Raw genomic sequence first — 20,074 nt, forward strand, 5'->3', positions numbered from 1 at the left:
CCGTATCCCACGAAGCGATCGAGCGGCGCGACCGGACACCGGATTGGTGGTCAGGCCGCGCCCTCGCCGAGGTAGCGGGCCCAGGCCGGATCGAGTTCTTTGACCGTCGACAGCAGCCGCCAGTGCTGCCCGGTCGGCGGCAGCGGCGGCCGGCGCAGCGCCCAGCCGAGCTCGCTGAGCAGCTTGTCGCCCTTGCGGTGGTTGCAGGTCGAGCAGCACGCGACGCAGTTCTCCCAGGAGTGGTCGCCGCCGCGGCTGCGGGGCAGCACGTGGTCTACGGTGTCCGCCTTCGCCCCGCAGTAGGCGCAGCAGAACCGGTCGCGGTGCATCAGCGCGGCGCGGGTCATCGGGACGCGCGCCCGGTACGGGACGCGGACGTAGGACCGCAGCTGGATCACCGAGGGCACCACGATCGAGCTGGTCGCCGAGTGGATCACGGGGCCGGCCGGGTCGTGGTGGACCACGTCGGCCTTCCCGCAGATCACCATGACGATCGCGCGGCGCATCGGCAGCGCGGTCAGCGGTTCGTAGGTGGAATTCAGCAGCAGGACCCGCCGGCGACTCCAGATCGACGCGCCCTCGGGGCGTGCGGGCGGATGGATCTCAACACTATGCAGCGACGACGCGGTTGTGGGTCCGGTTAACCCTGCCGCGGCCACCTGACTGCGGTGGCTGCGGCGCTTCTTGCCCTGCGCCATAGATCCTCCGCGAACAGTCCACCATGATTCGCCGCCAATCGCACCCCTATTGCAGGTGAACGCCGTGTCGATCCGATGAACACCGGGCATGGGGTCGGGCCGCCTCCGCTTGGCATCGCCGGGATGCACCACAATGGACGGCGATGGATCAGGTAGCAGAGTCCTTCTACGACGCGGTCGGCGGCGCCGAGACTTTCCACGCGATCGTCGCGCGCTTTTACGCCCAGGTTCCCGAGGACGAGATCCTGCGCGAGCTGTATCCGCTGGACGACCTCGAGGGCGCCGAAGAGCGCCTGCGGATGTTCCTCGAGCAGTACTGGGGCGGCCCGCGCACCTACTCCGACCGGCGCGGACACCCGCGGCTGCGGATGCGTCACGTGCCGTTCCGGATCACTCCCCTGGCGCGTGACGCGTGGCTGCGATGCATGCACACGGCCGTCGCATCCATCGATTCGCAGACGCTCGACGACGAGCACCGTCGCGAGTTGCTCAACTACCTGGAAATGGCTGCCGACTCATTGGTCAACTCGCCCTTCTAGATACCCCGCAACCGAACGGAGCACTATGAGCCCCGCAGCATGGTGGTCGAACGCGGTCTTTTATCAGGTCTATCCACGATCGTTCGCCGACAGCAACGGCGACGGTGTCGGTGACATCGACGGGATCGTGGCGCATCTGGATCACCTGGAGCGGCTGGGCGTGGACGCGATCTGGCTCAGCCCGGTCACCGTCTCGCCGATGGCCGACCACGGCTACGACGTCGCCGATCCGCGCGACATCGACCCGCTGTTCGGCGGAATGCCCGCGATCGACCGGCTGATCGCGGCGGCACACCAGCGGGACATCAAGCTCACCATGGACGTGGTGCCCAACCACACCAGCTCCGCGCACCCGTGGTTTCAGGCCGCGCTGGCCGCCGGCCCGGGCACCGACGCCCGGGAGCGTTACCACTTCCGCGACGGCAAGGGCCCCGGCGGGGCGCTGCCGCCGAACAATTGGACGTCGGTCTTCGGCGGCTCGGCCTGGACGCGGGTGGTCGAGCCCGACGGCAACCCCGGCCAGTACTACCTGCATCTCTTCGACACCGAGCAGCCGGACCTGAACTGGGAGAACCCCGAGGTCTTCGAGGACTTCGCGACCTCGCTGCGGTTTTGGCTGGATCGTGGGGTGGACGGCTTCCGCATCGACGTCGCGCACGGGATGGCCAAGCCGCCCGGCCTGCCCGACGCCAAGGACGACGCCAAGGTGCTGAGCCACAGCGACGACGACCCGCGTTTCAACAACGCCGGCGTGCACGACATCCACCGCAAGATCCGCAAGATCGTCGACGAGTATCCCGGGGCGGTGACCATCGGCGAGGTGTGGGTGATGGACAACCTGCTGTGGGCCGAGTACCTGCGGCCCGACCAATTGCATCTCGGCTTCAATTTCCGGCTGACCAAGATCGACTTCGACGCCGGCCAGATCCGTGACGCCATCGAGAACTCGCTGGCGGCCACCGCGATCTATGACGCCGTCCCGACCTGGACGCTGTCCAACCACGACGTGGACCGCGAGGTCACCCGCTACGGCGGCGGCGAGATCGGACTGCGCAGGGCCCGGGCCATGGCGATGGTCATGCTCGCCCTGCCGGGCACGGTGTTCGTCTACAACGGCGAGGAGCTCGGGCTGCCCGACGTGCTGGACCTGCCCGAGGAGGTGCTGGCTGACCCGACGTGGGAACGGTCGGGGCACACGGAACGGGGCCGGGACAAGTGCCGGGTGCCGATCCCGTGGTCGGGCGAGCAGCCCCCGTTCGGGTTCTCGTCCACGCCGGATACCTGGTTACCGATGCCGAGGGACTGGGCGGCCCTGACCGTCGAGAAGCAGAGCGGCGATCCCGACTCCACCTTGGCGTTCTTCCAGCGGGCGCTCGAATTGCGTAAGCGCCGTGTGGAATTCGATGGCGACAGCATCGAGTGGCTGGATGCGCCCCGCGACGCGGTGCTCTTCCGGCGCCCCGGTGGGCTGACCTGCGCGCTCAACGGCGGCGAGTCGCCGGTGCCGCTGCCGGCGGGCGAGCTGATCCTGGCCAGCGCGCCGCTGCTGGACGGCAAACTGCCACCGGATGCGGCGGCCTGGCTGGCGTAGCGGATCCGGGCCGCGCCGCCCGAGTCTCGTGAGCGTTTCGCGGCGGACTGCTCTATATGTGGTGCATGGCTTCCTACGAGTGGACAGTGATCGGTGCCGGACCGGCGGGCATCGCCGCGGTGGGAAGGCTGCTTGACCACGGAATCGCTGCCGAGCGGATCGCCTGGGTCGATCCGGCCTTCGCCGGCGGCGACATCGGCCAGAAATGGCGGTCGGTGCCGAGCAACACCCATGTCGGGCTGTTCCTCGAATACTTCAACGGTTCCAAGGCCTTTCGCTTCTCCGAAGCACCTCCCATGGCGCTCAGGGAGATCGATCCGCAAGAGACCTGTGCGCTCGGCCTGGTGGCCGAACCCCTGGTGTGGGTCACCGGGCAGCTCCGTGAACGCGTCGACGCCCTTGCCACCACCGCCACCGCGCTGTTCTTGGCGAACAGGCGGTGGCGGATCCAGACCGACCACGGCGACGTCTTCTCCACGAACGTGGTCCTGGCGGTCGGCGCAGATCCCAAAAAGCTTTGCCATCCCGGCCTCGACGAGATCGAAGTCCAGGTCGCCCTGGATCCCGAGAAGCTGGCCGCAGAACCACTCGAAGGCGCGACGGTCGCGGTGTTCGGCTCGTCGCACTCGTCGATGATCGTGCTGCCGAATCTGCTGCGCCACCCCGTCGAACGCATCGTCAATTTCTATCGGAGTCCACTGAAATACGCTGTGTATCTCGATGATTGGATCCTGTTTGACGACACCGGCTTGAAGGGCCGGGCGGCCGCCTGGGCGCGGGAGAACATCGACGGGGTGCTTCCCGACCGCCTGGAGAGGTGCCGGGCGTCGAGCCCGGAGTTCGCCGACAAACTGGCGCAGTGCGACCGCGTCGTCTACACCGTCGGCTTCGAGCGCAGGACGTTGCCCGAGACACCGCAGTGGGGGCAGCTGGACTACAACCGCACCAACGGGATCCTGGCCCCCGGGCTTTTCGGGGTGGGCATCGCGTTCCCCCAATACGCCGAAGACCCATACGGCTACGGGCAGTTTCGGGTGGGCCTGAAGAAGTTCATGGACCATCTGGACGCCGTGCTGCCCCTGTGGCTGCTCTACGGCCCCTGAGCCGCGCGGCCGAACCCGGCCGGGCGATCGCTTTAAACTCAGCCTGATCCGTTTGGCAGATCGTCGGCGGCCGTCCGCGTCAGCCCAGCAGCAGCGCGGGGTCACCCCGGCGGCGATACACCGAACCGAACCGCGCATCCAGGCGCAACCACGTCGGCAGTATCCGGACCCGGATCAATTCGTCGGCGTCGACCGCATCGGGTGACTGCGGCAGAAAACCCATCGCTGTCAGCGCGAACACGCAGCGCATCGGCAGCCCGACCTGCACGTCGGGCGCGCTGACCCGAATGACCTCCTGGTCGAGCAGCGACACCGGCGGGCCGTGAGAACTGCTGTGCTCCTTGGCAAGTTGCGCGCCGCGTTGCGCGAGTTCGAGGATCACCCGGGCCGGGATGTCCTCGAGGTGGGTGAACCCGGATTCTGGCGGCAACGCGCCCCGCCACGCCGAATCCATCGCGAAGCCCGGATCGACGTAACCCGAGGCGTCCATCGCGGACAGGCCGCGCGCCAGCGCGTCGGCGCCCACCGACAGGTCACCGGGCCGCACCTCGCCGACCACCACCCTGCTGGCCAGCACATCGAAACCCGTTGCTACCCAGGCCGTCAGCAGCCCTGGGGAGCGAGTCCGGAATCGGATGATCGCGGCGTCGTCGAGCCGCAACGCGCGATCGACGAACGCGGCCAGATCCGCGCGGTGGGCGTCTCTGGAGTCGGCGCCCAGCCATAGTCCTCGGTCCGCTACCTGATCCACCGCTGCAGATACTCCCGATGCTGTGGCGAGAGGCGCACCAGCCGCTCCTCCTCGATGTGGACGGCCGCCAGTTGCGACTCGGCGATGACGGCGGGCTTCGACTCCGGGTCCGCGGCAACCGAGCGCACCTCGTAGCCCAGCGTGAAGTCGACCGCCCGCAGCCGCTTGGTCCACATGGTGACCTGCAGCGGCGAATCCACCAGCCGCAGCTGCCCTTTGTACGTCACCTTGACCTCGGCGATGAGTAACCCGATGGTCAAGATGTCGACCTCGAAGGCCTCACGCAGGAACTGGACGCGGGCCTCCTCGAGGATCGTGACCATGGTCGCGTGGTTGACGTGCTGGTACATGTCGATGTCCGACCAGCGCACTGGCACGGGGGCGATGAAGCCGACGCTCAACTTGACGATCCTCTTCCACTGGTGCGGGTCATGCGACGGATTTGTCGCGCGGCGACGGACAGCGTAGCGAGATCCTTGTCCCCGCTTTCCTGAATCTCGATCAGTGTGCGGCGGGCCCGCTCCACCCTGGACGCGCTCAGGTGTTCCCACTCGGCGATCTTCTCTTCACCGCTTTCGTCGGGCTCCCCCACGGCGAGCACGTCGAAGCACAGCGACCGCAGCGAAGCATAGATATCGTCACGAATCGCCAAGCGCGCCAGAGAATGCCAGCGATCCCGGCGGGGCAGTTCGGACACCGCCGTCAAGAGCCCGTCGGTGCCGAGCCGGTCCATCAGCGCGAAGTAGGTGTCGGCGACCTCGGCGGCGTCGATGTCGTTGATGTCACCGATGTCGATGATGTCGAGCAGGCTGAAGCGGTAGAGGCCGGCGGCCACCGAATAGGCGAGGTCTTCGGGTGCGCCCTGGGAGGTGAATTCGGCGGCCTCCTTTTCCACGATGGCCTTGTCGTCGCCGCGCAGCCATTCCGACATGCGTGGCGTCAGGGCCTGGACCTTGGCGGCGAACCGGTTGATCTCGGCGCCGACCGCCAGCGGCTGCGGACGATAGTTGAGCAGCCAGCGTCCGGCGCGGTCGATCAGCCGCCGGGTGTCCAGCGTGAGCCGATCCGACAGTGCGACGGGCAGTTTGGCCGCACGGATGCGCCGCCACGTCTCTCCCACCCCGAAGATGGCGTCGGTGGCAACGTAGGTGCGCACCGCGTCGACGGATCCGACGCCGACGTCTTCGACGATGCGGAAGGCGTAGCTGATACCGGCGGTGTCCACCAGGTCGTTGATCAGCATGGTGGTGACGATCTCGCGGCGCAGCTGATGCGTGCGGATCTCCGGAGTGAACCGTTCCCGCAACGGTTTCGGGAAGTACATCGGCAGCCGGGAGGCGAACACATCCTGCTCGGTCAGCTCGGTCTCGAGCATCTCCTCCTTGAGGCCGAGCTTCATGTGCGCCATCAGGGTGCACATCTCCGGCGAGGTAAGCCCGATGCCTGCCTCGGCGCGGCGCGCGATCTCCTTCTCCGAGGGCAGCGCCTCGAGTTCGCGGTGGATGCCGCGCTCGTCCACCAGGTACTGAATCAGCCTGGCGTGCACCGGCAGCAGGCTCGCCGCGTTCGCGCGGCTGGTGCCGATCAGGTCGTTCTGGTCGTCGTTGTCGGTGAGCACCAGCTGCGCGACCTCGTCGGTCATCGACTCCAGCAGCGGTTTGCGCTCCTCCGGTTTGACCTTGCCGGCGGTCACCAGCGAGTCGATCAAGATCTTGATGTTGACCTCGTGGTCCGAGCAGTCCACGCCGGCCGAGTTGTCCATCGCGTCGGTGTTGATCCGCCCGCCCGCCAGATCGAACTCGACGCGCCCCAGCGCGGTCACGCCGAGGTTGCCGCCCTCACCGATCACCTTGGCGCGCACCTGGCTTCCGTTGACCCGGACCGGATCGTTGGCGCGGTCGCCGACGTCGGCGTCGGACTCGGACTCGGCCTTGATGTAGGTGCCGATGCCGCCGTTGAACAGCAGGTCCACCGGCGCCTGCAGGATCGCCTTGATCAGGTTGGGCGGCGTCATCTCGGCGATGTCGCCCTCGATGCCCAGCGCGTCGCGGACCTGGGGGCTGACCGGAATCGCCTTGTGCTCACGGCTGTACACGCCGCCGCCCTCGCTGATCAGCGACGTGTCGTAGTCCTCCCAGCTGGACCGCGGCAGGTCGAACATCCGCCGGCGTTCCTCCCACGAGCGCGCGGCGTCGGGATCGGGATCCAAGAAGATGTGCCGGTGGTCGAAGGCGGCGAGCAGCCGGATGTGCTTGCTCAGCAGCATGCCGTTGCCGAAGACGTCGCCGCTCATGTCGCCGATTCCGACGACGGTGAAGTCCTCGGTCTGGGTGTCGATGTCCATCTCCCGGAAGTGCCGTTTGACGGCCTCCCACGCGCCCTTGGCGGTGATGCCCATGGCCTTGTGGTCGTAGCCGACCGACCCGCCGGAGGCGAACGCGTCGCCCAGCCAGAATCCGTAGGACTTCGCGACGTCGTTGGCGATGTCGGAGAAGGTGGCGGTGCCCTTGTCCGCCGCCACCACCAGGTAGGCGTCGTCGCCGTCGCGCCGGATGACTTCGGTTGGCGGGCTGACCTTTCCGGTTGCATGGTCGACGTTGTCGGTGACGTCGAGCAGGCCGGAGATGAACAGCTGATAGCAGGCGACGCCCTCGGCGCGGCTGGCATCGCGGTCGGCGGCGGCATCGCCGGTGGGCAGCGGCGGCCGCTTGAGGACGAACCCGCCCTTGGCGCCGACCGGCACGATGACGGCGTTCTTCACCGCCTGCGCCTTGACCAGGCCCAGGATCTCGGTGCGGAAGTCGTCGCGACGGTCCGACCAGCGCAGGCCGCCACGGGCCACCGGGCCGAACCGCAGGTGCACGCCCTCGACCCGCGGCGAGTAGACGAAGATCTCGTATTTGGGGCGCGGCAGCGGCAGCTCGTCGACCAGCTGGGCGTCCAGCTTGATCGCCAGCACGTTGCGGGCGCGGGCCGAACCCTCGCTCGTCACAAAGTAATTGGTTCGCAGCGTGGCCTGCACCAGCGACGCGAAGGCACGCAGAATGCGGTCGGTGTCCAGGCTCACCAGCGCGTCGATGTCGGCGGCGACCGCCGCCGCGGCGGCCTGTGCATCGCGGCCCGCCGACGAATCGGGGTCGGGGTCGAACAGCGCCTCGAACAGCGCGACGAGTGATCGCGCGGTCGAGGGATGCTCGTTGAGCACCGACTCGATGTAGGACTGGCTGTAGGGAAAGTTGGCCTGCCGCAGGTACTTTGCGTAGGCACGCAACAGCACGACCTGCTGCCAGCGCAGGCCCGCGCGCATCACCAGCTCGTTGAACCGGTCGATCTCCAGCCGGCCGTGCCAGATCGCGGTGACCGCGTCGGCGAACCGCTCGGCCATCGCGTCGCGCTCGTCCTGCGTCGAGGCCAGCCGGATGGTCGGATGCGGCGAGATCTTGAACTGGTAGATCCACACCGGCAGCCCGTCGGACCGGTTGACGGTGAAGGGGCGCTCCTCGAGCACCACCACGCCCATGCTCTGCAGCATCGGCAGCAGCTGGCTCAGCGAGGCCGTGCGTCCGCCCAGGAACCAGGTCAGCTGGGCCGTGCCGTCGTCGGCCTCGGTGAACACCAGCTTGACCGAATTGTCTTGCAGCTCACCGATGATGGCAATGTGGTCGATCGCGTCGGCCGGCGAGACGGCCTGCTTGTAGACCTCGGGGAACGCGGCCGCGTAGTACTCGGCGTCGGCATGCCCCACGGCGCCCTCCGCGGCGGCGGCGACCAGCCGGTCGCTCCAGGTGCGCGCGGCTTCGCTCAGCAGCGCCTGAATGCGGATGCGGTTGTCTTCGGAGACGTCGACCGGCGCGGCGCCGGGGCCGTCGGACGGCAGCCGGACCATGAAATGCATGAGGGCCCAAGGCGATTCGCTGACCCGGGCGGTGAATTCCAGCCGGGTGCCGCCGAATTCGTGGACCAGGATGTCTTCGATCTGCAGCCGCACCGCCGTGGTGTAGCGGTCGCGGGGCAGGTACACCAGGCAGGAAACGAAGTACTGCAGCCGGTCGGCGCGCAGGAACAGCAACGCGTTGCGCTGCGGTCCCAGATCCACCACCGCTTTGGCCATCGCGAGGAGCCGTTCGGCGCTGAGCGTGAACAACTCCGAGCGGGGAACGGTCTGGATGACGTCGAGCAGCAGCTGGCCCGGGTGGATCGGGTCGCTGTCTGCCATCGCCAGCGCCTCCCGGACCCGGCGCGAAATCGTCGGGATTTCCAGGACATCGGCGTTCATGGCGGCCACCGTGAACAGCCCGACGAACCGGTGCTCGATCACGGCGCCGTCGACGTATTCGCGGACGGCGATGGCGTACGGGTAGGCGCCGTAGCGCAGGTAGCTGCCCACCACCGATTGCGCGAGCACCAGCAACCTGTCGTCGTCGGTCAGCCGCGGGCGCGAGCCGGTGCGGGTGCGCAGCACGCCGAGGCCGGGCGAGCCGTCACCGGACACCTGGCCGTCGTGCACGTGGCAGCGCTGGTAGCCGAGCAGGAGGAAGTTTCCGTTGCCCAGCCAACGCAGCAGCGCGGCGACGTCGTCGCGGTCCGGCGCGGAGAAGTGGTTGTCGGCGTTGGCGTCGACCTGCGCGGCCAGATCGCTCAGCGCGGCGATCAGATCTGCCGCGTCGCTGGCGACCTGTTGCACGTCGGCCAGCACCTTGGGCAGCAGGCGTTCTACCTCGGCGAGTCCCTTGCTGTCGACCGACGGCAGCAGCTGCACGTGGATCCACGCCTCGCCGGCGTATTGCGATGCGCCTTCGGCTTTCGGCTCGACGCGCAGCAGGTCGCCCTCGGGGCTGCGCTGCACTTCGAACACCGGCGTCATGATCGCCGTGTACGGGACGCCGAGCCGGTGCAGCAGCACCGTGACGGAATCCATCAGCATGCCGCCGTGATCGGTGACGACCTGCAGGGCCGGCCCGAACCCGGCGGGGTCTTCGGCCGGGTAGACCGCGACGCGGCTCTGGCCGGCGGGCCGGTGCAGGCCGAGGCGATAGTGCGCGCTCAGCATGGCCGGGGTCACGATCGCCGCCGGCACGGTCAGGTCGATGGGCCTGGTCTCCGCGCCCCCCGACTCGTCGCTGTGCGGACCGCGATAGCTCTCGACGTAGGCCCTCGAGATCCACTCGGGGATGTCCTGCTGCCGGGTGAAGGTCGTCCACGGCTCGAGATCGTGTCTGGCTCCGGGATCGATCGTCATGCCGATAGCTCCCAACTGGCGACGGTTGTCAGTGCGCTCGGTCGCCCCGTTCCGTGGCGGTGCGGGGCGAAGCTGACACTAGTCGCGCGTCAGCTTGCGGTGGGTCACTCTGTGCGGCCGTGCCGCTTCGGCGCCGAGGCGTTCGATCTTGTTCTCCTCGTAGGCACCGAAGTTGCCCTCGAACCAGAACCACTTGGCCTCGTTGTCGTCGTCACCCTCCCAGGCCAGGATGTGCGTGCAGGTGCGGTCCAGGAACCAGCGATCGTGCGAAATCACCACCGCGCAGCCGGGGAATTGTTCGAGCGCGTTCTCCAGCGAACTGAGCGTCTCGACGTCGAGGTCGTTGGTGGGCTCGTCGAGCAGGATCAGGTTGCCGCCCTGCTTGAGCGTCAGCGCGAGGTTGAGCCTGTTGCGCTCGCCACCGGAGAGCACCCCGGCCGGCTTCTGCTGATCCGGTCCCTTGAACCCGAACGCCGACACGTACGCCCGCGACGGCACCTCGGTCTGGCCGACGACGATGTGGTCCAGCCCGTCGGAGACGACTTCCCACACGTTCTTCTTGGGATCGATGCCGGCGCGGGTCTGATCGACATAGCTGAGCTTGACGGTCTCGCCGACCTTGACGATGCCGCTGTCCGGCTCCTCGAGCCCGACGATGGTTTTGAACAGCGTGGTCTTGCCGACCCCGTTGGGACCGATGACGCCGACGATGCCGTTGCGCGGCAGGGTGAACGACAGGTCCTTGATCAGGGTGCGGCCGTCGAAGCCCTTGTCGAGATGCTCGACCTCGACCACCACGTTGCCCAGCCGCGGGCCGACCGGGATCTGGATCTCCTCGAAGTCGAGCTTGCGCGTCTTCTCGGCCTCGGCGGCCATCTCCTCGTAGCGCTGCAGCCGCGCCTTGCCCTTGGCCTGACGCGCCTTGGCCCCGGAGCGCACCCAGGCCAGCTCCTCGGCCAACCGCTTCTGCAGCTTGGCGTCTTTGCGGCCCTGCACCGCGATCCGCTCAGCCTTCTTCTCCAGGTAGGTCGAGTAGTTGCCCTCGTACGGGTAGGCGCGGCCGCGGTCCAGTTCCAGGATCCATTCGGCGACGTTGTCCAGGAAGTACCGGTCGTGGGTGACCGCCAGGATCGCGCCCGCGTAGGAAGCGAGGTGCTGCTCGAGCCACTGCACGCTCTCGGCATCCAGGTGGTTGGTGGGCTCGTCGAGCAGCAGCAGGTCGGGCTTGGACAGCAGCAGCTTGCACAGCGCGACGCGGCGGCGTTCACCGCCGGACAGGTTGGTCACCGGCTCGTCGGGCGGCGGGCAGCGCAGCGCGTCCATGGCCTGCTCCAGCTGCGAATCGAGGTCCCACGCGTCGGCGTGGTCCAGTTCCTCCTGCAGCCGCCCCATTTCCTCCATCAACTCATCGGAGTAGTCGGTGGCCATCAACTCGGCGACCTCGTTGAAACGGTCGAGCTTGACCTTGATGTCACCCAGGCCTTCTTCGACGTTGCCGCGAACGGTCTTCTCCTCGTTCAGCGGGGGCTCCTGCAGCAGGATGCCCACGGACGCGTCGTTGGCCAAGAAGGCATCACCGTTGTTCGGCTTGTCCAGGCCCGCCATGATCCGCAAGACGCTCGACTTGCCGGCGCCGTTGGGGCCGACGACACCGATCTTGGCACCTGGATAGAAGCTCAACGTGACGTCGTCCAGGATCACCTTGTCGCCGTGCGCCTTGCGGACCTTTTTCATCGTGTAGATGAACTCAGCCATGCCGCGGTTATGCCTTTCTGATTTACAGAGTGATCTCGCGGACCATCCTAGGCATCGCCCGGCAGCGACGGCCCCGCCGCTAAGCGGTCAGCGGCAGCGGCCCGTCATCGGCGGACTCCACGTCGTCGGCGTCAGCGTCCTCACCAGCGGCGTCGGACGCGACCGCCGGCGGTGTGGCGGCCTCGGTGGCGGCCGGACCGGTATAGCCCGGCCGCTCGATGCGCACAATCGCACGGGACACATCGGGCCCGACCGAGGTGGCGCGCATCTCCAGCGACGACCGCCGGTTGCCGTCGCGGTCCTCGTACTCGCTGGTGTACACGTGGCCCACCACGATCACCGGCGCGCCCTTGCCGAGCGCGGCACCCACGCCAGTGACCAACTTGCCCCAGCAGTTGACGTTGATGAACAGCGAGTTACCGGGCTCCCAGCCGCCGTCGGCGGTGCGCCGCCGGGAATTGCTGGCGACGCGAAACTTGATGACCTCCTGGGTGCCGACCTGTCGGCGTTCGGGGTTGTTGACGATGTGGCCGACCACGGTGAGCGCGGTTTCGAACATTGCAGTGATCCCTTCTCGATTGCATTGGCTATGGCCGCCAGTAGGCGCGGCGCCACCGACGAACGCCGTGGGAACAACCCGGAAATCGGCCGCCGCTGTTGAAGAAACCGGGACTGTGGATCAGTCGGGATCGGCCGGGGTCCGCCCGGGCCGCTTGGGCGTCTCGCCCTGGGCCAGCTGCGCCAGCATCGCGTTGTAGGCGACCAGCTCGGCGTCGTCGTCGCGGTCGGCGGCCCGGTCCAGCCGCTTGGCCGTGCGGCGATCGCTGCGCGCCCACTGGATCAGCAGCGCGAGCATCACGATCACCAGCGGGAACTCCCCCGCCGACCACGCGATGCCCCCACCCAGGTGCTGGTCGCCGAGCAGGTCGGTGTGCCAGCTGAGGCCGAGGGAGCGGTAATAGTCCGCGCCGAGCACCTTCTTGGTCCCCATCAGGACCACCCCGAAGAAGGCGTGCAGCGGCAGCGACGCGAACACCACGGCCACCTTGGCCAGCGGCGGGATCGGTCGCGGCGTCGGGTCGACCCCGATCACCACCCAATAGAACAGGTAGCCGCTCACCAGAAAGTGGACGTTCATCGCCAGATGGCCGGCGTGGCTGCTCGCGGTGGTGTCGAAGAGGTTCGACAGGTACAGCCCGTAGAACCCGGCGACGAACAGCACGGTGGCCACCACCGGGTTGGTGAGGAATCGGGAGAAGCGGCTGTGCAGCGCGGTCAACAGCCACTCCCGCATGCCCGGCGGATCGTCGCGGCCGGCCGCGGGCAGGGCCCGCAGCGCCAGGGTGACCGGGGCGCCGAGCACCAGCAGGATCGGGATCAGCATCGACAGGCACATGTGGACCACCATGTGCATGCTGAACATCGCCGGCATGTAGCGTCCGACACCCGACGACGTCACGAACAGCAGCACCAGGCAGCCGAGCAGCCAGGAGACGGTCCGACCGGGCGGCCACGTGTCGCCGCGCCGGCGCAGCCGCACCAGCGCCGCCGCGTACAGCGCGGCGAAGACGAGGGCGGCGGTGCCGAAGATCAGGTCGAAGCGCCAGTCGAACAGTATGCGCGCCACGGTCGGCGGCCCGTCGAAGTCGTAGCCGATCTCGGCTTCCGGAATCGACGGCAGCCGCGCCGGCGGTGGCGGCGGCGGGGTGCGGCCCAGCCCGACGGCGATGCCGAAGGTGAGGCCGAAGGTGGCGGCCTCGATCAGCGTCAGCCGCAGCAGCGCGCGACGCGCTGGTGCCGGAGTCGGATCCGCTTGCAGCGCAGCAACACTCACGCGACGCTGGCGCCAGCCAAGCCCACCCAGCAGGCACAGCGCGACGAACTTGGCGGTGACCAGCCGCCCGTAGTCGGTGCTGAACAGGTCGGACGGCTGCATCCGCACCAGGGCGTTGACCACTCCGCTCAACGCCATCGCGACCCAACACCACAGCGCGATCATCGAGAACCGCCGCGCGGCCAGCCCGAGGTGGCCACCACCGCGCAGGGCGTGGGCCAACAGGGCGAGCAGGCCACCTGCCCACAGGCTGGCGGCGACCAGGTGGATCAGCAGGCCGTTGGTGGCCAGGTCGTGCGAACCGCCGGCCGACGAATGACCGGTCAATCCCAGCGGAATCAGCGTCATCACCGAGGCGGCGAACAGCACCGGCGTCCACGACCAGCGCAGCACCGACAGGCTCGCCAGCGTGATCACCGCGGCCACGATCGCGGTCCAGCGCCAGGCCGACGCCGTGGTGATCAGGCCCGCCAACGACCACATCCGCATCGCGGGAATGTCGGCGACGGGATGGCCGGACACGTCGGAGATGGTCAGCGGGACCAGCAGAGCGGCGCACACCGCCCACACCCCCGACGCCACCGTCCCGAGCCGAAGGGCCCGGTAGCCGTCGGCGTCGAGGACGCCGTTGCGCTGCGGCGGCACCAGGAACGCGGCGAACAGGAACGAGCCGACCGCCAGCACGGCGGCGATCTCACCCGCGGCGCGCACGAACGGCAGCCCCAGCGTGGTCACCTGGCCCGGATCGGGCAGGCCCGTCACCGTCAGCGCGCTGGCCAGCGAGAGGGTCCCGATGCCGGCGGCCGTGCAGCCCGCCAGCGCCCCGACGCCGGCCAGCACCGGCCACACCAACGCACGGCGCTCGGCCGAGGCCTTGGTCGGGGCCTTGCCGGCAGGCGGGGCGACGGTCATATGTCCAGGGTATGGCCGGGCGCGGCGGCTACAGAGCCTGGCTCTCCAGAAGGGCCTGACGCGCCTTGGCCTCGCGGGCCACGAACTGATCACGCGCGATCTGGCCGACGTAGTTGAAGTCCTGCAGGATGTCGCGGAGCTCTTGCAGGAAAGCGGCGCGCCTGTCGGCGAGGTCCGGCGCCGGCGCGATCAGGTTTTGATCGTCGACGACCTGTCGCGCGGTGGCGAACAGCAGCGTCGACACCGATTCGCTGCTGCGGATCCGGGTCTGGGCCACATACTGCCGGCCGACCCCCAACGCCAGGTCGGTCAGTTCCTTGTGCCCGATGTCGGCGGGCGCGTCACGCAACACGTCGGCGACGATCTCGTAGGCCTCGAAGAACACCCGCAGCATCGCATCCGCCATCAGCGGACGCTTGGCGAACAACAGCGCGTGGATCTCGTCGCCGCCGGCGGACACGTGGGCTTCCCAATTGTTGTGCCACGCCATCTCTTCGGCGATGTGGTCCCGGAAGGTCGCCGAGTCGGCGAAGTAGAAGTCGAACTTCAGCAGATCGCGCAGCCGCATCGCCTGGGTCCAGAAAGCCTCCATGCGGTCCCCGTCGGCGTGCCGGGCGTGCGCCAGCGCGAGTTCCACGATCGAGGTCTCTAGGAAGGCGTGGATCACCGAGTTGCGGTAGAAGGCCGCGGCGTGCTGCTCGTCGGGCGCGATGCGCCACACCGGTTCCCGGCCGCCGTCGACGCGGGTGATCGGGTGCCCATTGGACAGCGCGTCGACCGCCGCGCGCACCCCGTCGTGGGTGCGCAGCCGCAGCGCGCTGGTGGACATCGGGTTTTGTTTGCGTTCCAGGTAATCCAGCGAGTCCTGCAGGGTGTGGTGCAGCTGGCCGAGCGTCAACGCCGCGCCGCGGGTGGTCAGCAACAGCGCGCACACCAGGCCCGTCGCCGTGACCGGGGTCGACTGCAGGATCCGCCAGGCGACCTCGAACGACATCTTCTGCAGCGCAAGCCTTTTGGCGTCTGGATCGTGCGCCAGCGGGCCGTGCGGGGCGCCCAGGTACTGGCGCATCGACACGGCTTCGGGGAACCGGACGTAGATCTTGCCGTAGTTGCGTTCGCCCTGCGCGCGGATGAAGTTGTACAGCCAGCCCACGCCTTCGGGCGTCTTCTCGCCGCCGCGGGCGTAGGCGGCGTATTCGGCGGTCTCGTGCAGCTGGTCGAAGCTGATCGAGACCGGTTGCAGCAGAATGTCTTCGCTGCGGCCGTCCAGGTAGGCGTCGGCGACGTAGGCCAGCAGGCCCAGCTTGGGCGGCAGCATTTTTCCGGTACGCGAGCGGGTACCCTCGATCGACCAGCTCAGGTTGAACCGCTTTTCGACGATGTAGCCGACGTATTCGCGCAGCACGTACTTGTAGAGCTGGTCGTTGCCGATGTTGCGACGGATGAAGATGACACCGGAACGGCGCAGCAGCGGGCCCATCGCACCGAACGACAGGTTGATGCCGGCGAACACGTGCACCGGCGGTAACCGGTTCTCCTGCATGGCGACCGGCACCACCGCGCCGTCGATGTAGGACCGGTGCGAGAACAACAGCACGGCCGGGTGGGCGTCCAGGCCGGCCCGCATCGCCGCGACCTGATACTCGTCGTAGTCGATCTCAGGATCGAACCCGCGGCTGAGCATCCTGCCCAGCACTCCGACGAGATCGACCGAGGCCCGGCTCCATCCGGTGGCGAGTTCGTCGAGCATCTTTCCGGCCTCGTCGACGGTGGCGCCGGGAATCTTGGCCAGGCCGGCGCGAAACCGATTGGAAGCCAATATCTCCGGCTTCACCAGCCGCGGTGACTTGTATTGCGGTCCGAGGATCCGGTACTCGACGCGCTCCATCGCCAAGATGGCGCGGCGGATCACGAACTGGGCGAAGTCGTTCTTGTCCTCCCCGACGGTGGTATCGCGCCACTGCCGGCGCAGCTCGGAGACGGTGGCGGCTTCACCGGCCACCACCCGGGCGCGCTGGGGGGCCGTCCGCACGATCTGTTCTTGCCGACGGTCGTTGGGGTGATAGGGATCCCGGCCGGGGAGCAGCCCGGCCAGCTTGGCCACCCTGCCGCGATCCGGCTCCGGCAGCCAGAACACCCGCACCGGGACGATCGAACGGTCCTCCCCTGATTCGAGCTGTTCGGCCAGAGCGGTCATGACTTCCGGCGGCGCGTCGAGCGCCGGCAGTTCCACCAGGTCGAAGTTCGCCCCCGGATGGCCGGCGCGCTGTCGCTCCATCCACGCCGTCACCAGTTGCATCTCGACCGGTGAGGCCATCGACGCCAATACCAGCGAGTCTCGTCCGCCGAGGACCGCGCTGCTATCTGCGGCCGGTTCGGTCACTGATGCCCTCGGGGCGGCGATTCGGGCGGCTCGGCGTTGACGGCCGACGCCTCGGCGGCGGGTCGTTGCGCCTCACCGTCTCTGAGGGCGGCCTGGGATTCGTGGGGGTTTGCCTTGGGCGGCTTGGCTTTCGGAACCGCCTTCTTCGCCGCCGCCTTCTTCGCCGGGGCCTTCTTGGCCGCCGCCTTTTTCGCCGGTGCCTTCTTGGCTGGCGCCTTCTTGGCCGCCGCCTTCTTCGCCGGAGCCTTCTTCGCCTTGGCCGCCGCCTTCTTCTCGGCGTAGAGGTCGACCTCGGGCAGTTCGTCGACGGGCCAGTTGGCGAGCGTGTCCAGGTACAGCTGACGCACCTCGGCGATGCGCTCCGGCAGCGTGTCCAGCGTCCAGTCCTGCACCGAAATCGGCGGAAACACCGCGACGTCGACGGTGCCCGGGTTGATGACGGTCGAGTTCCGCGCGGCGACGAGCTCGGCGTTGCGGATCACGATCGGGACGATCGGGATGCCTGCGGCCATCGCGAGACGAAATGGTCCCTTCTTGAAGGGACCGACCTCGGTGGTGTCCAGCCGGGTGCCTTCCGGCGCCATCACGATGGAAAGTCCGTTCTTGGCTCGTTCTTCGACCGTGCGCATCGTCTCGAGCGCCGAGGCCGAATCGTCTCGGTCGATGAAGACACCGTCCAGCGCCTTACCGAGCAGGGCCATGACCGGATTCTTTTGCAGCTCCTTCTTGGCTACGGCAACCCAGTTGTCGTTCACGAGCGCACCAGCGATTACGGGGTCGACCTGGTTGCGGTGGTTGTAGATGAAGACGGCCGGGCGTTGGGCCCTCAGGTTCTCTTTTCCAATAACGTTGAGGTGTACTCCGGTGGTCGCGAGCACCGTTTGGGAAAAGACGGATGTGAAGAAGTTGGCGCCCCGCCGCCGGCTGCCGGTCAACACACCCATCGCCACCGCTCCGGCGCCGACGGGAACAATCGAGCCGAGTCCGGCAAGTGTGCGCACCTGGCGTCGCAGACCGACCGGGCCGCGGCTGTTGAATCTCAGGATCGGCCAACCGCGGCGCTTGGCTACCGCGGCCATTTTGCCTTCCGGGTTGGTCGGCCGCGGATTGCCGACCAGATACATCAGGGCGACGTCCTCGTCACCGTCGGCGTAGAAGTAGCTGTCCTTGAGATCGATGTCGTGCTCGGCCGCAAAGCGTTGTACCGCAGCGGCTTTGCCCGGGCCCCACAGGATCGGCTTCGCGACGCCGCCGGTGAGGATGCCGTCCTCGGTGGTTTCGAACTTGTTGGTGAGCATGTTGGGGATCCCGAGGAAACGCGCGACGGGGTTGACCTGGATGGTCAGCGCCGACGAGCTGAGCACCACGGTGTGCCCGCGGGCCACGTGCGCGCGCACCAGCTCGCGCATCTCCGGGTAGATCCGCGACTCGATCCGCTGGACGAACAGCCGCTCACCGATCTCTTCCAGGTCGTCGAGCAGTCTGCCGGTGAGTGCCGCGGCGGCCTTGCCGATCAGGTCCTCGAACTCGATGCGACCCAGGGTGTGGCTCAGGCCGGCCTGCACCATGCCGAGCAGCTCCCCCACGCCCATGTCGCGGCGCAGCAGCCGCTCCTGGGTCAGGATGATCGCGGTGAACCCGGCGACCAGCGTGCCGTCCAGGTCGAAGAACGCACCGATCTTGGCACCGGCGGGGCTGGCCATGATCTCGGCCACCGAGCCGGGGAGCCGCATGTCCTGCCCCGACGTTTCGCCCTTGTCCCCCTGCTCGTTTGACGCGCTCACGAACCGGCCACCGATCGGGTCGACACGGCCGGCTCGGCGAACGAGGCGGGCACCGCGCGCGGTGGCGGGTCACCGGCGAGCGCCAGGATCTCGTCGAAGCCGTCCAGCAGGCATTGCGCGAACAACGCCTCGTTGCGCACCGAGGCCTTGTCGTAGCGCACGGTGATGGTGCACCAGCCGCCCCGCGAGATCAGCACCACCATCATCGCCACGCCGGGCAGCGGACCGATTCCGTACTGCCGCAAGACTTTTGCACCGGCGAGGTAGGTGTCGCCCGGGAAGACCGGCACGTTGCTGGCCTGCACGTCGGAGCCGATCACCGAGCCGGTGATCCCTTCCAGCACCGCGGTCGGCAACACGCTGAGCACCGGCGCAAAAGAACCGATGATGTTCATCGCGGGCTCGTCGCGGCGCTGCGTCATCTGCGCGCGAATCTTCTTCATCCGAGAGACGGGGTCGGCGGTCCCGATCGGCGCCGCCAGATTGACGCCGGTGAACCGGTTGCCGCCGGCGGTATCCGCGTCGGCCCGCAGGCTGACCGGCACCGCCATCGGCAGCGTGCTGATCGGCACGCCGTACGCCTGGTGGTAGCGGCGCAAGGCGCCGCACAGCCCGGCGAGGTAGGCGTCGTTGATCGACCCGCCGCCGGCCTTGGCCGCCTTGTGCAGGTCGGCGAGCGGGATATCGACCGCCTCGCTGCGGGTAGCCAGGCTGCGGCGCCGCAACAGCGGCGACGGCTCGGCCGCCCGGTTGAGCACCCGCATGCCCGACATGGCGTACCCGACGATCCCGGACACGGTGGCCGTCGGCTCCAGGACCGCCCGCCCCGCGGCCGAGACCGCGCCGGACAGGGCGTTCATGACACCGCCGACCACGGCGAAGGGCAGGTGGTTAATGCCCTGGCGCATCAGATCATTCGACGTCAGGTCCTGCGGCACGGGCAGCGGCAGGGTCGGCTTGGCCGGCGGATCGCGTTCGAGGTCATAGATCTCGGCGAACATCTGGACCCCGCCCACGCCGTCGGTGACGGCGTGGCTGACATGCAGCAGGGTCGCGGCCTGTCCGTCGGGCAGACCCTCGACCAGGGTGGCCGTCCACAGCGGCCGCGAGATGTCCATCGGCGACTGCAGCATGAGGTCCGCGAGATCGAATACCTCACGCAGGGTGCCGGGTTCGGAGACGCGCACGCGGCGGACGTGAAAATCCAGGTTGAAGTCGGGGTCCACCACCCAGCGCGGCGACGCGGTCGGCAGGGTCGGCACGACGACCTTCTGCCGCAGCCGCAACACGCGCCGCGAGGCGCTTTCGAATCGGGCGCGGAACTGTTCCCAGTCCGGTGTGCGGTCCAGAAGCTCCAGCGCCATGATCCCCGACCTGGTGCGGGGGTTCGCCTCTCCCCGGTGCAGTAGGTAGTCGACCGGCCCGAGCTCGTCGGACAACTTAATCGCCTCGACGGACTCAGCCATGGTCATCAGCTCGACGCGC

The 20,074-nt window shown here is 68.2% G+C and carries 13 protein-coding genes; 3 read left to right on the top strand and 10 right to left on the bottom strand.

Annotated features, from left to right (window positions below; all coding sequences use genetic code 11):
* Window positions 1-50: 50 nt before the first annotated feature.
* Window positions 51-698 carry an HNH endonuclease gene (locus tag B9D87_RS11320; RefSeq protein ID WP_007774130.1) on the bottom strand — a complete coding sequence of 216 codons (648 nt, stop codon included), beginning with the start codon at window positions 696-698 and terminating at the stop codon, window positions 51-53.
* 143 nt (window positions 699-841) lie between these two features.
* Between B9D87_RS11320 and B9D87_RS11325 the strand changes: the two genes are divergently transcribed.
* The 3 genes from B9D87_RS11325 (at window position 842) to B9D87_RS11335 (ending at window position 3,931) form a co-directional block, all read left to right on the top strand.
* Window positions 842-1,237: a globin gene (locus tag B9D87_RS11325; RefSeq protein WP_007774129.1), complete on the top strand. Its 396-nt coding sequence runs from the start codon at window positions 842-844 to the stop codon at window positions 1,235-1,237.
* Between the two features lie 25 nt (window positions 1,238-1,262).
* Window positions 1,263-2,828 carry a glycoside hydrolase family 13 protein gene (locus B9D87_RS11330; protein ID WP_007774127.1) on the top strand — a complete coding sequence of 522 codons (1,566 nt, stop codon included), beginning with the start codon at window positions 1,263-1,265 and terminating at the stop codon, window positions 2,826-2,828.
* Between the two features lie 86 nt (window positions 2,829-2,914).
* On the top strand, window positions 2,915-3,931 hold the full coding sequence (locus B9D87_RS11335) for an NAD(P)/FAD-dependent oxidoreductase (RefSeq protein WP_007774125.1): 1,017 nt from the start codon (window positions 2,915-2,917) through the stop codon (window positions 3,929-3,931).
* A gap of 79 nt (window positions 3,932-4,010) precedes the next feature.
* On the opposite strand, the gene B9D87_RS11340 is transcribed toward B9D87_RS11335, so the two are convergent.
* The 9 genes from B9D87_RS11340 to B9D87_RS11380 form a co-directional block, all read right to left on the bottom strand.
* Window positions 4,011-4,682, bottom strand: coding sequence for a DUF8185 domain-containing protein (locus B9D87_RS11340; protein ID WP_007774123.1), 672 nt, complete (start codon window positions 4,680-4,682; stop codon window positions 4,011-4,013).
* Window positions 4,670-5,083: an acyl-CoA thioesterase gene (locus B9D87_RS11345; protein ID WP_007774118.1), complete on the bottom strand. Its 414-nt coding sequence runs from the start codon at window positions 5,081-5,083 to the stop codon at window positions 4,670-4,672. Before B9D87_RS11345 ends, B9D87_RS11340 begins: the two co-directional genes overlap by 13 nt.
* Window positions 5,080-9,921, bottom strand: coding sequence for an NAD-glutamate dehydrogenase (locus tag B9D87_RS11350; protein ID WP_007774116.1), 4,842 nt, complete (start codon window positions 9,919-9,921; stop codon window positions 5,080-5,082). The genes B9D87_RS11345 and B9D87_RS11350 overlap by 4 nt, the downstream gene beginning before the upstream one ends.
* Window positions 9,922-9,999: 78 nt before the next feature.
* Complete coding sequence (ettA, locus tag B9D87_RS11355) at window positions 10,000-11,676, bottom strand: energy-dependent translational throttle protein EttA (RefSeq protein WP_007774115.1); 1,677 nt, start codon at window positions 11,674-11,676, stop codon at window positions 10,000-10,002.
* A 79-nt stretch (window positions 11,677-11,755) separates the two neighbouring features.
* Window positions 11,756-12,235 carry a single-stranded DNA-binding protein gene (locus B9D87_RS11360; RefSeq protein ID WP_007774114.1) on the bottom strand — a complete coding sequence of 160 codons (480 nt, stop codon included), beginning with the start codon at window positions 12,233-12,235 and terminating at the stop codon, window positions 11,756-11,758.
* A 120-nt stretch (window positions 12,236-12,355) separates the two neighbouring features.
* Window positions 12,356-14,422 (bottom strand): bifunctional copper resistance protein CopD/cytochrome c oxidase assembly protein, encoded by a 2,067-nt coding sequence (locus B9D87_RS11365; protein ID WP_007774113.1) that lies wholly within the window; start codon window positions 14,420-14,422, stop codon window positions 12,356-12,358.
* A 28-nt stretch (window positions 14,423-14,450) separates the two neighbouring features.
* Window positions 14,451-16,805: a glycerol-3-phosphate 1-O-acyltransferase gene (locus B9D87_RS11370; protein WP_007774112.1), complete on the bottom strand. Its 2,355-nt coding sequence runs from the start codon at window positions 16,803-16,805 to the stop codon at window positions 14,451-14,453.
* Window positions 16,802-18,589, bottom strand: coding sequence for an HAD-IB family hydrolase/lysophospholipid acyltransferase family protein (locus B9D87_RS11375; RefSeq protein WP_007774111.1), 1,788 nt, complete (start codon window positions 18,587-18,589; stop codon window positions 16,802-16,804). The genes B9D87_RS11370 and B9D87_RS11375 overlap by 4 nt, the downstream gene beginning before the upstream one ends.
* The gene (locus B9D87_RS11380) at window positions 18,586-20,055 is read right to left on the bottom strand and encodes a WS/DGAT/MGAT family O-acyltransferase (RefSeq protein WP_007774110.1); all 1,470 of its coding nucleotides are present in this window, start codon (window positions 20,053-20,055) and stop codon (window positions 18,586-18,588) included. Before B9D87_RS11380 ends, B9D87_RS11375 begins: the two co-directional genes overlap by 4 nt.
* Window positions 20,056-20,074: the final 19 nt, after the last annotated feature.

This window comes from Mycobacterium colombiense CECT 3035 (assembly GCF_002105755.1).
Lineage (GTDB): Bacteria > Actinomycetota > Actinomycetes > Mycobacteriales > Mycobacteriaceae > Mycobacterium > Mycobacterium colombiense.

What these genes read in the sequence shown, in the direction of transcription:
- B9D87_RS11320 (WP_007774130.1), bottom strand. Translation starts at nt 698, where the DNA reads ATGGCGCAGGGCAAGAAGCGCCGCAGCCACCGCAGTCAGGTGGCCGCG.
- B9D87_RS11330 (WP_007774127.1), top strand. Translation starts at nt 1,263, where the DNA reads ATGAGCCCCGCAGCATGGTGGTCGAACGCGGTCTTTTATCAGGTCTAT.
- B9D87_RS11380 (WP_007774110.1), bottom strand. Translation starts at nt 20,055, where the DNA reads ATGGCTGAGTCCGTCGAGGCGATTAAGTTGTCCGACGAGCTCGGGCCG.
- B9D87_RS11365 (WP_007774113.1), bottom strand. Translation starts at nt 14,422, where the DNA reads ATGACCGTCGCCCCGCCTGCCGGCAAGGCCCCGACCAAGGCCTCGGCC.
- ettA (WP_007774115.1), bottom strand. Translation starts at nt 11,676, where the DNA reads ATGGCTGAGTTCATCTACACGATGAAAAAGGTCCGCAAGGCGCACGGC.
- B9D87_RS11325 (WP_007774129.1), top strand. Translation starts at nt 842, where the DNA reads ATGGATCAGGTAGCAGAGTCCTTCTACGACGCGGTCGGCGGCGCCGAG.
- B9D87_RS11360 (WP_007774114.1), bottom strand. Translation starts at nt 12,235, where the DNA reads ATGTTCGAAACCGCGCTCACCGTGGTCGGCCACATCGTCAACAACCCC.
- B9D87_RS11350 (WP_007774116.1), bottom strand. Translation starts at nt 9,921, where the DNA reads ATGACGATCGATCCCGGAGCCAGACACGATCTCGAGCCGTGGACGACC.